This window comes from Streptomyces sp. NPDC005775, assembly GCF_042871565.1.
Classification (GTDB): domain Bacteria; phylum Actinomycetota; class Actinomycetes; order Streptomycetales; family Streptomycetaceae; genus Streptomyces.
This window is the reverse complement of the sequence record NZ_JBIAIU010000008.1, coordinates 327,182-339,578: the sequence shown is the minus strand read 5'-3', so window position 1 is coordinate 339,578 and position 12,397 is coordinate 327,182. Positions and strand designations below refer to the sequence as shown.

General features: G+C 68.6%; 12 protein-coding genes. 7 read left to right on the top strand and 5 right to left on the bottom strand.

Features of this window, described 5'->3' with window-relative positions:
• Positions 1-58: 58 nt before the first annotated feature.
• A complete protein-coding gene (locus ACFYPA_RS20880; RefSeq protein WP_148019641.1) occupies positions 59-1,177 on the bottom strand; it encodes a peptidoglycan bridge formation glycyltransferase FemA/FemB family protein in 1,119 nt (372 codons plus the stop codon).
• 187 nt (positions 1,178-1,364) lie between these two features.
• The gene (locus tag ACFYPA_RS20875; RefSeq protein WP_359082599.1) at positions 1,365-1,685 is read right to left on the bottom strand and encodes a hypothetical protein; all 321 of its coding nucleotides are present in this window, start codon (positions 1,683-1,685) and stop codon (positions 1,365-1,367) included.
• Positions 1,686-1,964: 279 nt separating this feature from the next.
• Between ACFYPA_RS20875 and rpsF the strand changes: the two genes are divergently transcribed.
• The 4 genes from rpsF (at position 1,965) to rplI (ending at position 3,694) form a co-directional block, all read left to right on the top strand.
• Positions 1,965-2,255 carry a 30S ribosomal protein S6 gene (rpsF, locus tag ACFYPA_RS20870; protein ID WP_018101872.1) on the top strand — a complete coding sequence of 97 codons (291 nt, stop codon included), beginning with the start codon at positions 1,965-1,967 and terminating at the stop codon, positions 2,253-2,255.
• Between the two features lie 74 nt (positions 2,256-2,329).
• Positions 2,330-2,950: a single-stranded DNA-binding protein gene (locus ACFYPA_RS20865; protein WP_359082600.1), complete on the top strand. Its 621-nt coding sequence runs from the start codon at positions 2,330-2,332 to the stop codon at positions 2,948-2,950.
• Positions 2,951-2,993: 43 nt separating this feature from the next.
• Positions 2,994-3,230 carry a 30S ribosomal protein S18 gene (rpsR, locus tag ACFYPA_RS20860; protein WP_003967857.1) on the top strand — a complete coding sequence of 79 codons (237 nt, stop codon included), beginning with the start codon at positions 2,994-2,996 and terminating at the stop codon, positions 3,228-3,230.
• A 17-nt stretch (positions 3,231-3,247) separates the two neighbouring features.
• Positions 3,248-3,694 (top strand): 50S ribosomal protein L9, encoded by a 447-nt coding sequence (gene rplI / locus ACFYPA_RS20855; RefSeq protein WP_073733221.1) that lies wholly within the window; start codon positions 3,248-3,250, stop codon positions 3,692-3,694.
• A 124-nt stretch (positions 3,695-3,818) separates the two neighbouring features.
• Here rplI and ACFYPA_RS20850 read toward each other — a convergent pair whose 3' ends face one another.
• The gene (locus ACFYPA_RS20850; RefSeq protein ID WP_359082601.1) at positions 3,819-5,156 is read right to left on the bottom strand and encodes an MATE family efflux transporter; all 1,338 of its coding nucleotides are present in this window, start codon (positions 5,154-5,156) and stop codon (positions 3,819-3,821) included.
• 458 nt (positions 5,157-5,614) lie between these two features.
• Here ACFYPA_RS20850 and dnaB point away from each other — a divergent pair, with 458 nt between their 5' ends.
• Entirely contained in the window at positions 5,615-7,102 is a 1,488-nt protein-coding gene (dnaB, locus tag ACFYPA_RS20845) for a replicative DNA helicase (RefSeq protein WP_359082602.1), read from the top strand.
• A gap of 45 nt (positions 7,103-7,147) precedes the next feature.
• Here the strand turns inward: dnaB and ACFYPA_RS20840 are convergent, their stop codons facing one another.
• A complete protein-coding gene (locus ACFYPA_RS20840) occupies positions 7,148-8,071 on the bottom strand; it encodes a LysR family transcriptional regulator (protein ID WP_359082603.1) in 924 nt (307 codons plus the stop codon).
• A gap of 142 nt (positions 8,072-8,213) precedes the next feature.
• On the opposite strand from ACFYPA_RS20840, the gene ACFYPA_RS20835 reads away from it, so the two are divergent.
• Positions 8,214-9,680, top strand: a complete 1,467-nt coding sequence (locus ACFYPA_RS20835; protein WP_359082604.1) for an MFS transporter — start codon at positions 8,214-8,216, stop codon at positions 9,678-9,680.
• A gap of 123 nt (positions 9,681-9,803) precedes the next feature.
• Positions 9,804-11,186 (top strand): serine hydrolase domain-containing protein, encoded by a 1,383-nt coding sequence (locus tag ACFYPA_RS20830; protein ID WP_389133412.1) that lies wholly within the window; start codon positions 9,804-9,806, stop codon positions 11,184-11,186.
• 36 nt (positions 11,187-11,222) lie between these two features.
• Here ACFYPA_RS20830 and ACFYPA_RS20825 read toward each other — a convergent pair whose 3' ends face one another.
• Complete coding sequence (locus tag ACFYPA_RS20825; protein WP_359082606.1) at positions 11,223-12,386, bottom strand: winged helix DNA-binding domain-containing protein; 1,164 nt, start codon at positions 12,384-12,386, stop codon at positions 11,223-11,225.
• Positions 12,387-12,397: the final 11 nt, after the last annotated feature.

The window sequence follows — 12,397 nt, the reverse complement described above, 5'->3', positions numbered from 1 at the left end:
GCCCATTGAAACGAATAAAGCCGGTTTCGTCAGCCTTGCATGGCGGATCAGCGCCGGATCAGCGGCGGGACATGTAGATGTCGAGGGCCTTGTGCAGCAGCTTGTTGAGCGGGAAGTCCCACTCGCCGAGGTACTCCGCGGCCTGGCCGCCGGTGCCCACCTTGAACTGGATCAGGCCGAAGAGGTGATCGGTCTCGTCCAGCGAGTCGGAGATGCCGCGCAGGTCGTAGACGGTGGCGCCCATCGCGTACGCGTCACGGAGCATCCGCCACTGCATCGCGTTCGAGGGCCGGACCTCGCGCTTGTGGTTGGCCGAGGCGCCGTAGGAGTACCAGACGTGTCCGCCGACGATCAGCATGGTCGCGGCCGCGACGTTCTCGCCCTCGTGACGGGCGAAGTAGAGCCGCATCCGGTTGGGGTCCTCGTTGTTGAGGGCCGTCCACATGCGCTGGAAGTAGCCGAGCGGACGCGGCCGGAAGTGGTCGCGCTCCGCCGTGATCTCGTACAGCCGCTGCCACTCGGCGAGCTCCGCGTAGCTGCCCTGGACGACCTCGACGCCCGCCTTCTCGGCCTTCTTGATGTTGCGTCGCCAGAGCTGGTTGAAGCCCTTGTGCACGTCCTCGAGCGAACGGTTCGCCAGCGGCACCTGGAAGATGTAGCGGGGCTGTACGTCGCCGAATCCGGCGCCGCCGTCCTCGCCCTGCTGCCAGCCCATCTTCCGCAGCCGGTCCGCGACTTCGAAGGCGCGGGGCTCGATGTGGGTGGCCTCGACGTCGCGCAGGCGCTTCACGTCGGGGTCCTGGATGCCCGCCTTGATGGCGTGGGCGTCCCAGCGGCGGATGACGACGGGCGGGCCCATCTTCACCGAGAAGGCCCCCTGCTGCTTGAGGTGGGCCAGCATCGGCTGCAGCCAGTCGTTCAGGTTGGGGGCGTACCAGTTGATGACCGGGCCCTCGGGCAGATACGCGAGGTACCGCTTGATCTTGGGCAGCTGCCGGTAGAGCACCAGACCGGCGCCGACGAGCTGGCCGCCCTTGTCGAACCAGCCCAGACTTTCCGAGCGCCACTCGGCCTTCACATCCGCCCATGCCGGGACCTGCATGTGACTGGCCGCGGGCAGACTCTGGATGTACGCCAGATGCTGCTCTCGGCTGATGGTCCTCAGGGTCAGGCTCATGCGGGGCGCTCCTCGGCAGGTGTGTCCCCATGGGTCAGGGGCTCCGGCTCTCGCGCCGAAGCCTACTGTGACCGGGAAGCGCGCGGTCTGGCCCCGTCGTACCTGTGCGGTCCCGGCACGGCGTACAGGCGGCCCCGTCCGTGGACGGGGCCGCCCCGCAGGCTGCCGAGGCCGTGCTGCGCGGCAGTCAGCTGATCACGCCGCCGAAGAGCCCGCCGTGGGCCATGCCGAGGAAGAACCCGAGGCCGGCGGCGCCCATGCCGACGAACAGCGGGAACCGCTCCCGTGTGGTCGCGGAGATGTACAGCCCGTAGCCACCCGTGAGGATCCCGATGAGTCCGGCCCACGAGCTGATCAGATGCAGGTGATGGAACATCGCCGTCACGAACGCCAGGACGCCGAGTACCACCGTCACCGCCACCAGGGTGTCCTGGAGCGGGTGGGGCCTGCCGTCCGTCGCGAAGAGGGAGACGGAAGAGCGGGAGCGGGATCGCATTGCTTGTGCCATGGAGTACCTCCTGGCCGAAAGGCGGCGCGTCGTGGCGCCGCTCACACCCGATGTGTACAGATTGCGTCTCCTGACCACCGGATTTCAACCGGAAGCCTGTCTACGGGTACTCTGTACGGTCTGCACCGGTGTCTGCCCAGGCCAGCACAGTCAGCCCCTCCTCGAGGGAGGGCGTTGTCAGTGGCGGCTGTTTTACTCGGAGACACTGTTGCTTACGCATCACGACCCTCCTGCCACGGAACGACCGTGGCCGCTGAGTCCAAAGGAGGTGGGTTCCACATGCGTCACTACGAGGTGATGGTCATCCTCGACCCCGATCTCGAGGAGCGAGCAGTCTCCCCGCTGATCGAGAACTTCCTCTCCGTCGTCCGTGAGGGCGAAGGAAAGGTTGAGAAGGTCGACACCTGGGGCCGTCGTCGGCTCGCTTACGAGATCAAGAAGAAGCCCGAGGGCATCTACTCGGTCATCGACCTGCAGGCCGAGCCTGCGGTCGTCAAGGAGCTCGACCGCCAGATGAACCTGAACGAGTCGGTCCTCCGGACCAAGGTCCTCCGTCCCGAGATCCACTGAGCTTCTAGCTCAGTGGTCATCGGGTTCGAGTAGCAGCAAGCAGCCAGAAGCAATCCCCGCCGAGAGGTTCATCCATGGCAGGCGAGACCGTCATCACGGTCGTCGGCAATCTCGTCGACGACCCCGAGCTGCGCTTCACCCCGTCCGGTGCGGCGGTCGCGAAGTTCCGCGTCGCGTCCACTCCCCGCATCTTCGACCGGCAGACCAATGAGTGGAAGGACGGCGAAGGCCTGTTCCTCACCTGCTCGGTCTGGCGTCAGGCGGCCGAGAACGTCGCCGAATCGCTCACGCGAGGCATGCGCGTTGTCGTGCAGGGCCGGCTGAAGCAGCGGTCGTACGAAGACCGCGAGGGCGTCAAGCGCACGGTCTACGAGCTGGACGTCGAGGAAGTCGGCCCCAGTCTCAAGAGCGCCACTGCCAAGGTCACCAAGACCACCGGTCGCGGTGGCCAGGGTGGCGGCGGCCAGGGTGGATACGGCGGCGGTCAGCAGGGTGGCGGTAACTGGGGCGGCGGTCCCGGTGCTGGTGGCCAGCAGGGTGGTGGCGGCGCTCCCGCCGACGACCCGTGGGCCACGAGCGCGCCGGCCGGCGGCCAGCAGGGCGGGGGCCAGCAGAGCGGCGGAGGCGGTTGGGGCGGAAGCTCCGGCGGCTCCGGCGGTTCTGGCGGCGGCTACTCGGACGAGCCTCCCTTCTAGGGCAGCTCGTACCCCCACTTCTTGATCACACAGGAGAAACACTATGGCGAAGCCGCCTGTGCGCAAGCCTAAGAAGAAGGTCTGCGCGTTCTGCAAGGACAAGACCCAGTACGTGGACTACAAGGACACGAACATGCTGCGGAAGTTCATTTCCGACCGCGGCAAGATCCGTGCCCGCCGCGTCACCGGCAACTGCACGCAGCACCAGCGTGACGTCGCCACGGCTGTCAAGAACAGCCGTGAGATGGCGCTGCTGCCCTACACGTCCACCGCGCGATAAGGGAGGGTGACCGAATCATGAAGATCATCCTCACCCACGAGGTCTCCGGCCTCGGTGCTGCTGGCGACGTCGTTGACGTCAAGGACGGGTACGCCCGTAACTACCTGGTTCCGCGTGGCTTCGCCATTCGCTGGACCAAGGGTGGCGAGAAGGACGTGGCGCAGATCCGCCGCGCCCGCAAGATCCACGAGATCGCCACGATCGAGCAGGCCAACGAGATCAAGTCCAAGCTCGAGGCCGTGAAGGTCCGTCTGGCTGTTCGCTCCGGCGACGCCGGCCGTCTCTTCGGCTCTGTCACCCCGGCCGACATCGCTTCGGCGATCAAGGCTGCCGGTGGCCCGGATGTGGACAAGCGTCGCGTCGAGCTCGGCTCGCCGATCAAGACGCTCGGCGGACACCAGGTGTCCGTGCGTCTGCACCCCGAGGTCGCTGCGAAGCTCGGCGTCGAGGTTGTTGCTGCCTGATTGGGCGCACCTCTGCAGAACAGTGAAGGGCCGCACCCCGAGGGTGCGGCCCTTCGCCGTTGCGGCGTGCCTGTTTCACGTGAAACAGGCACGGTTCACGTGAGACAGGACCGGTGCGGTGGGCTCAGCGGGTGGCGCCGGTGACCATCCATGTGCCGGAGCGGGCGCGAAGCCAGAGCGTGGCCATCCGAACGAGCATCATGAGGGCCATCGCGCCCCACAGCGCGGCCAGGCCGCCACCGAGGGTGGGTACCAGCAGGGCCGCCGGTGCGAAGACGGCCAGGGTGACGAGCATGGCCCAGGCGAGGTAGGTCCCGTCCCCCGCGCCCATCAGCACGCCGTCCAGGACGAAGACGACTCCGGCGACCGGCTGGGTGAGCGCCACCACCAGCAGGGCCGGGAGGAGCGCGTCCTGCACGGACTGATCGCTAGTGAAGAGCGGGACGAACAAGGGCCGTGCCAGAACGATCAGGACGCCGAACACGACACCGGAGACGACGCCCCACTGCACCATGCGGCGGCAGGCCTCGCGTGCGCCTTTGGTGTCGCCGGCTCCCAGGTAGCGCCCGATGATGGCCTGGCCCGCGATGGCGATGGCGTCCAGCGCGAAGGCCATCAGGCTCCACAGCGACAGAACGATCTGGTGTGCCGCGATGTCGGTGTCGCCCAGCCGGGCGGCGACGGCCGTGGCGATGAGCAGGACGGCGCGGAGCGACAGCGTGCGGACCAGCAGGGGCACGCCTGCTCGGGCGCTGGCCTTGATGCCGGCCGCGTCGGGGCGCAGGGAGGCCCCATGGCGCCGGGCGCCGCGGACCACGACCACGAGGTAGGCGATCGCCATGCCGACCTGGGCGATCACCGTGCCCCAGGCCGATCCTGCGATGCCGAGCCCGGCGCCGTAGACGAGACCTGCGTTGAGGGCAGCGTTGGCGGCGAATCCGCCGATGGCGACGTAGAGCGGTGTGCGGGTGTTCTGCAGGCCCCGGAGCACCCCGGTCGCGGCCAGCACCACGAGCATCGCGGGGATGCCGAGACAGGAGATCCGGAGGTAGGTGGTGGCGTACGGGGCCGCGGTGTCCGAGGCGCCGAACACTTCGACGAGCCAGGGGGACAGGGGCAGCGCCAGGGCGATGACGACGAGACCGAGCAGGATCGCCAGCCAGATGCCGTCCATGCCCTGGCGGATGGCGGAGGCCTGATCGCCGGCGCCGACCCGGCGGGCGACAGCCGCGGTGGTGGCATAGGCGAGGAAGACGAAGATGCTCACCGCGGTCGTCAGCAGGGCTGCGGCAACGGCCAGGCCGGCCAGCTGCGGAGTCCCGAGATGGCCGACGATGGCGCTGTCGACCATGACGAAGAGGGGCTCGGCCACGAGGGCGCCGAAGGCGGGGACGGCGAGCGCGACGATCTCGCGGTCGTGGCGCCCGCGGCGAGACGGCGGGGTCGCCGATGCCTGGATCATGGGAGCCAATCTAATCTTCCACAGGTAATGGATGCAAGCGCTTTGTGATCCTTACAGTTGGCACGGAGTGACGTTCTGGCACGGGCTGGTTGCCGCGATGTTGTGCTGACTTGGAAAGTTTTTCTCCCCCACAGCCCGTGGATGGAAAAGGTGCAGGTCAGGCTACTCGTGGTGGCGCGGCTATGAGTTTGTCCACAGTGCTGTCCCCCGGTCCGTGCACAGGTTCTGCGGAGTTCTCCACAGCATCTGGTCCGTCGTCCACATGCCCTGTGGATAACCAGATTGGCGGACGGTGCCTGGGCGCCTACCGTGGTCCGGCGCCCCCACCTCGTTTCGGCCTGGAAACCCGCTGAACCCGACACACCGGAACCGGAGTCGGGCGTCTTGTTTGTCGGTGCCGTGCCGTAAGAAAGAGTGGCACGGCTAGGTCCGCGGAGCGGACGGGAGGAGGTGGCCGGATGAGCATTCCCGAGCCTTTGGACGACCCCTGGGCCGACACCGGGCCCAGCGACCGGCTGCCTGTTTCCCGCCAGCGTCGAGGGGACAACAGGGACCGCGGCGAGCAGCACGATCGAGGCCGGGAAAGCAACGGATGGGAGGGCGGCTCCGGCGGTTCCTCCGGGTTCGAGCGGGTTCCGCCCCAGGACCTGGACGCGGAACAGTCCGTCCTCGGCGGCATGCTCCTGTCCAAGGACGCCATCGCCGACGTCGTGGAGATCATCAAGGGCCACGACTTCTACCGCCCCGCGCACGAGACCGTCTACCAGGCGATCCTCGACCTGTACGCCAAGGGCGAGCCGGCCGACCCGATCACGGTGGCGGCCGAACTGGTCAAGCGCGGTGAGATCACCAAGGTGGGCGGTGCTCCGTATCTCCACACCCTGGTGCAGTCGGTGCCGACCGCGGCCAATGCTTCGTACTACGCGGAGATCGTGCACGAACGTGCCGTCCTGCGGCGGCTCGTCGAGGCCGGCACGAAGATCACGCAGATGGGATACGCGGCCGACGGCGATGTCGACGACATCGTCAACTCCGCGCAGGCCGAGATCTACGCCGTCACCGAGCAGCGGACCAGTGAGGACTACCTGCCGCTGGGCGACATCATGGAGGGCGCGCTCGACGAGATCGAGGCGATCGGTTCGCGCAGTGGCGAGATGACCGGTGTGCCGACCGGCTTCACCGACCTCGACGCCCTGACGAACGGCCTGCACCCGGGCCAGATGGTCGTCATCGCGGCCCGCCCGGCCATGGGTAAGTCCACGCTGGCGCTGGACTTCGCCCGCGCCTGCTCGATCAAGAGCAACCTGCCCAGCGTGATCTTCTCCCTCGAAATGGGACGGAACGAGATCGCGATGCGTCTGCTGTCCGCCGAGGCGCGCGTGGCGCTGCACCACATGCGCTCGGGCACGATGACGGACGAGGACTGGACGCGGCTCGCGCGGCGGATGCCCGATGTCTCCGCGGCCCCCCTCTACATCGACGACTCCCCGAACCTCTCCATGATGGAGATCCGGGCCAAGTGCCGTCGTCTCAAGCAGCGCAACGACCTCAAGCTGGTGGTCATCGACTATCTGCAGCTGATGCAGTCCGGTGGTTCGAAGCGTGCCGAGAGCCGTCAGCAGGAGGTTTCGGACATGTCCCGAAACCTCAAGCTGCTGGCCAAGGAACTCCAACTGCCCGTCATCGCTCTCTCCCAGCTGAACCGTGGCCCCGAGCAGCGCACGGACAAGAAGCCGATGGTCTCCGACCTCCGTGAATCCGGATCGATCGAGCAGGACGCCGACATGGTGATCCTGTTGCACCGTGAGGACGCCTACGAGAAGGAGTCACCGCGAGCGGGCGAGGCGGACCTGATCGTGGCCAAGCACCGTAACGGCCCGACGGCGACGATCACGGTGGCCTTCCAGGGGCACTACTCGCGGTTCGTGGACATGGCTCAGACGTGACGCACCTGATGTGGATGACATCGCTCGAGGGCCCGCGTCCGGGGATCAGCCGGGTGGGGCTGTCCTCGGATCAGCAGGAGCCATGTCCCGTGTGACCTCGAGTGCTGTCAGTCCGAAGAGTTCGATTGCCCGGTTGCCGCCGCCGGATCGCCACATCAGGCCGTATCCGAGGGGCTTGTCGCCCTCCACCGGCACGTAGGAGATGCCGGGCCGGCCGTGGTACAGGGCGACGTGGGCACCGGCCAGCAGGGCGCCGTTGCCGCCCGCGACGAGTGTCAGTGCCTCCTGGAAGTTGGTGACGGCCGGGCCCGGTGTGATCGGCCTGCCGCTGGGGGTGTGAGTCGGCAGTCTGTGCTCCCGCCAGTACTCCGGAATGTCTCCCGCGATCGTCAGCAACGCAACCTCGGCCAGGTCCTCCAGCGTCACCGTGTCCCGCCCGGCGAGATGATGCCCGGCGGCGACCGCCAGCACTCTGTCCTCGGCGAGAAGCGTCGGGCCGCGGGTCAAGTCGTCCTCATGGACCGGGAAATCCGTCAGCTGGAGGTCGAAGTCGCCTCTCCGCAGCATCCCGTACGGATCGGAGAAGGGGACTTCGCATACCTCGACGGCGAGTTCGGGATGGGTGGCGCGCAGCTTCTCGGTGGCCTTCATCACCATCTCTCCGGCCAGCGGCGTCGAGAAGCCGACGTGGAGGACTCCCTCGATACCGCGTGCCGACGTGATGGCCCGCGCCAGGGCGCTCTCGATGCCGCGGTAGTGGGGTTCCAGGTCGTCATGGAGGCGGCTGCCCAGAGCGGTGAGCACCACGCTGCGGCTCGTACGTCTGAACAGCGGCGCTCCCACGCGGCGTTCCAGCTTCTGGATGAGCTGACTCACCCGGGCACGGGAGAGGCGCAGCCGGGCGGCGGTCCGGCCGAAGTGCAGTTCCTCGGCGAGGACGAGAAAGCATTCGAGCTCGTTCTGGTCCATGCACGTCTCCGGGATCGCGTGGGAGATGGATCGGTAAGCCTGGCTGTACGGACGTTGCGATCATCGCTGTTGTTCCCCTCCGGGGTGTGGAGAAGGCTTGAGGCGTCCCCCACACCCACCGCTCCGGAAGGGTTTCCTCGCCATGAGTGCTTTGAGTACGTCGAACGGGCTGGACGCGCGCAAGTGGGGCGTCCTGCTCGTGCTGTGCGGCGCGATCTTCCTCGAAGGCATCGACGTCGCCATGCTCAATGTGGCGCTGCCGGCGATCCGTGCCGACCTCGGGCTCTCCACCGGTGAGCTGCAGTGGGTCATGAGCGCCTACGTCCTCGGCTACGGCGGCTTCATGCTCCTCGGCGGACGGGCGGCCGACCTGTACGGGCGCCGTCAGATGTTCCTCCTCTGGCTCACCGTCTTCCTGCTGTTCTCCGGGCTCGGCGGGTTCGCCACCGAAGGCTGGATGCTGATCGTCGCGCGATTCATCACCGGCGTCGCGGCGGCCTTCATGACCCCGGCCGGTCTGGCCGTCATCACCACGGGCTTCGCCGAGGGGCCGGAACGGAACAAGGCCCTGCTCGTCTATTCGGGCACCGCCGCGGGAGGGTTCACGATCGGCCTGGTCGCCGGCGGGCTGCTCACCGCCGTCGGCTGGCGGTGGGTCTTCTTCGCCCCGGTCGTTCTCTCCTTCCTCATCCTCGTCGCCGCCCTCGCCTTCGTCCCCAAGTCGGAGCGCCCGGACAGAAACGGCAAGCGCATCGACGCCGGCGGGGCGGTCACCGTCACCCTCGCCCTTGTGCTGATCGTGCTGGGTGTGGAGCGTGTGTCCCACGCCGGAATCACCGCCAGTGCCGCAACCTTGCTGGCCGGGCTGGCGTTCCTCGGCGCCTTCCTCGTCATCGAGCGGCGCTCCGCCGCGCCCCTGGTGCGCTTGGGCATCTTCCGCAACGGGCCCCTGGTGCGGGCGAACCTCTCGGCGATGCTGTTCGCTGCCGGGTTCTTCGGCTTCCAGTTCCTGGTGGTGCTCTACCTCCAGGAGCTGCGCGGCTGGTCGTCGCTGCGGACGAGTTTCGCGATGCTGGTCATCGGGGTCGACGCGATTCTCTCGCCGACCCTCACACCACGGCTGGTGAACCGCTTCGGCAACGCAAAGGTGATTTCCGGAGGGCTGCTGCTGGCCGTGTTCTCCTACGCACTGTTCCTGCCGCTGGGAGCGGACTGGAGCTACGCGGCGATGTTCCCGGGCCTGATCGTCCTGGGCCTCGCCTTCTCCCTGGCGTACGGTCCACTCACCATTGCGGCCACGGATGGGATCACCGAGGAGGAACAGGGGCTCGCGGGCGGTCTGCTCTACACCGCCTTCCAGTTCGGCGCCGCACTCGGGCTCTCCGCAGTTACGACAGTCAGCGTGGCTGCCACGCATGGGGAGACCCCTGCCGCACTGCTGGACGGCTACCGGGCCGGGTTGCTGGTGCCCTTCGTGGCCGCGGTGCTAGCTGTCGTCATCAGCGCCTTCGGACTCTCCGCCCGGCGCAACGCTGCGCCGGCAGCCACGAAGGGCACCGCGCCGGACGCCGCCGCGGAGCAGGCCGGCATCCCTCTCTCCTCCCCCTGATCCGGTCGGTCAGGGCCGAGGGGGCTTTGCGTTCGCCCGCGGCGGCTCGGTGGCGCGGGAGCGGACGTGCGGACGCCGGGAAATGAAGTCGCCACGGGCCCCCGCGGAAGGTAGTTGTTGACGATGACTTCTCCTTCTGAACAGTTGCTCCCGGGTACGCAGCGCGCGCTGCTGCACCGCATCGCCACCGCCCAGGCCGAAGGGCGCTCACCCTCACTCGCCGCTGCGGTGCAACGGCAGGGCCAGGTCGTCTGGAACGGCTCCCGCACGTGTGTCGACGGACATGCCCCGGATGCGGACACCCAGTTCAGGATCGGTTCCCTCACCAAGACGTTCACCGCCGTGCTGGTGCTGCGCCTGCGGGACGAGGGCCTGCTGGATCTGGCAGACCCGCTGGAGAAGCACCTGCCCGGTACGGGCGCGGGTGACGTCACCCTTCATCAGTTGCTCGGCCACAGCGCGGGGCTCGGTGCCGAGTCCCCCGCACCCTGGTGGGAGCGGACGCCCGGGAGCCTGCGTCCCGGCCTTGCGGACGTGCTCGGTGACCGGGGCGGGATGCATCCTGCCGGCCGTCGGCATCACTACTCCAACCCTGGTTACACGCTGCTCGGTGCGCTGATCGAAGCGGCACGCGGAGCATCCTGGGCCGAGGTGTTGCGGAACGAGATCCTGGACCCGCTGGGCATGCACCGTACGAGTCCGCAGGCGCAGGCTCCGCATGCGGGCGGCTGGGCCGTCCACCCGTGGGCGGACGTCATGCTGCCCGAGCCCGCCGAGGACCTCGGACTGATGGCACCGGCCGGACAGCTCTGGTCCACCACGGCCGACCTCCTCCGCTTCGCCGCGTTCCTGGCCGAGGGAGATGACCGGGTACTGACGGCCGCCTCCGTGGCGGAGATGAAGGCGCCGGCCGCGCCGCCCGAGTCGGGGGACTGGGACGGCCATTACGGTCTGGGCCTGCAGGTGATCCGGAGGAAGGGCCGCACGCTCATCGGTCACACGGGATCGCTGCCCGGGTTCCTGGCGGCGCTCTGGTTCAGCGCCGAGGACGATGTGGCCGCTGTCGCGTTCGCCAATGTCACATCCGGTGTGGCCGTCGGCGAGGTGGCCGCCGCACTCGTGGACATCGTCGCCGAAGCGGAGCCCCGTATCCCGGAGCCGTGGCGCCCGTTGCCCGAGGTGGACGCTGAGCTTCTTGCGCTGACCGGCCCCTGGTACTGGGGTACGCGTCCGAACATCCTGCGGCTGACCTCCGACCGCGGCCTGGAGTTGCGGCCCCTGAACGGCCCGGGTCGTGGCGCCCGCTTCACCGCCCGCCCGGACGGCACCTGGGTCGGGCTGGACGGCTACTACGCGGGGGAGACGCTGCGGGTCGTACGGAACGGCGACGGCAGCGTGAACCATCTGGATCTCGGTTCGTTCGTCTTCACGCGTGAGCCCTACGACCCCGCGGCGGCGGTTCCGGGCGGCGTGGACGAGGAAGGGTGGCGAGGCCTGGGGAGCTGAAGGTCCCGTTTCACGTGAAACGGCGTGACGGGCCGCTCAGGCCGTCAACTCCCTCTCCAGGGGGGTGCGGAAGCGTGGTGTGATCCGCGCCTCGCCCACCCAGCCCGCCAGCCGGGACGCCTCCGCCTCGATCGCGGCGGAGGCATCCCGGCCGGGGTCGCCGAGTAGTCGCCAGACCGGCTCGCCGTCGGCGCGCAGGGCCCACCCGCCCACGATCAGGCCGTTCCACCACACGGTGGGCCCGATGTTGCCGGAGCGGTCGAAGAGCAGCGCCCGGTGTTCGGCCGGGAGGTGGAATCCGCGATCGGCCCACCCCATGGCGCTCGGGTCGAGCGCGGGGAGCAGGGCCGCCCACGGCTCGGGTGCCGGATCGGGTGCCAGGTCCCGCGGTGCGACCCAGGCCGTGGCACCGCTGTCGAGGCGTACCTCTTCCGCGCCCGCGGTGGCCAGCGCCCTGCGGACCTGTCCGAGCCCCCAGCCCGTCCACCACTTGAGGTCCGCCTCGGTGGCGGGGCCGTACGAACGGAGCCAGCGCAGCGCCAACTCCGCTTGTGCCCGGCCGGTTTCCTGTTCCGGCCGGGGTTCGCATGCCGTCCAGCGGAACTGGCTGGAGGTCCAGGACCCCCGTGGACGGTCCCTGCGCATCCGGCCTTCGGCAGCCAGTACGCGGATGACCCGTGAGGCCACGCCCTGCACCGCCTCCTGCTTCTTGCCGGGAAAGACCGTGATCTTGGTGCGCAGGGCTGGCACGGCGGCGGAGAGTTCGCTGCCCGTGGCGGAACCCCGGGCGGCCAGGGCGGTGAGGGTGGAGGCCTCGGTGTCGGCCAGCCACTGCTCGTCCAGCCCGTTGCCGTCCTCCGCCAAGTGCTTGAGGAGGGTCCGGCGTTCCTTGGCTGCGACGGCGCGCGCATTCGAGGCCTCGACCCGTGGGGCCATCTCCGCGGACACGACGAAGAGGGTGTTGCGCATGGAGAGCAGGCGTACCAGCGAGACGTCCTCGTAGAGGTCCTTCTCCACGGCGGCGACATCGGGCACCCGGAGCCGTGCGCAGGCGGACAGGAAGACGGTGGCCGCGTCGGTCGCGTGCAGGGCGACGACGGCGTCGGCGACGGCCACGGGGGAGTGCGACCGCGCCGACGGGGCCAGGAGGTGGCGTCGGCCGATTCTGATGCGGCGCTGTTCGTCGCTGATGTGGTGCACGGTCGACCCCT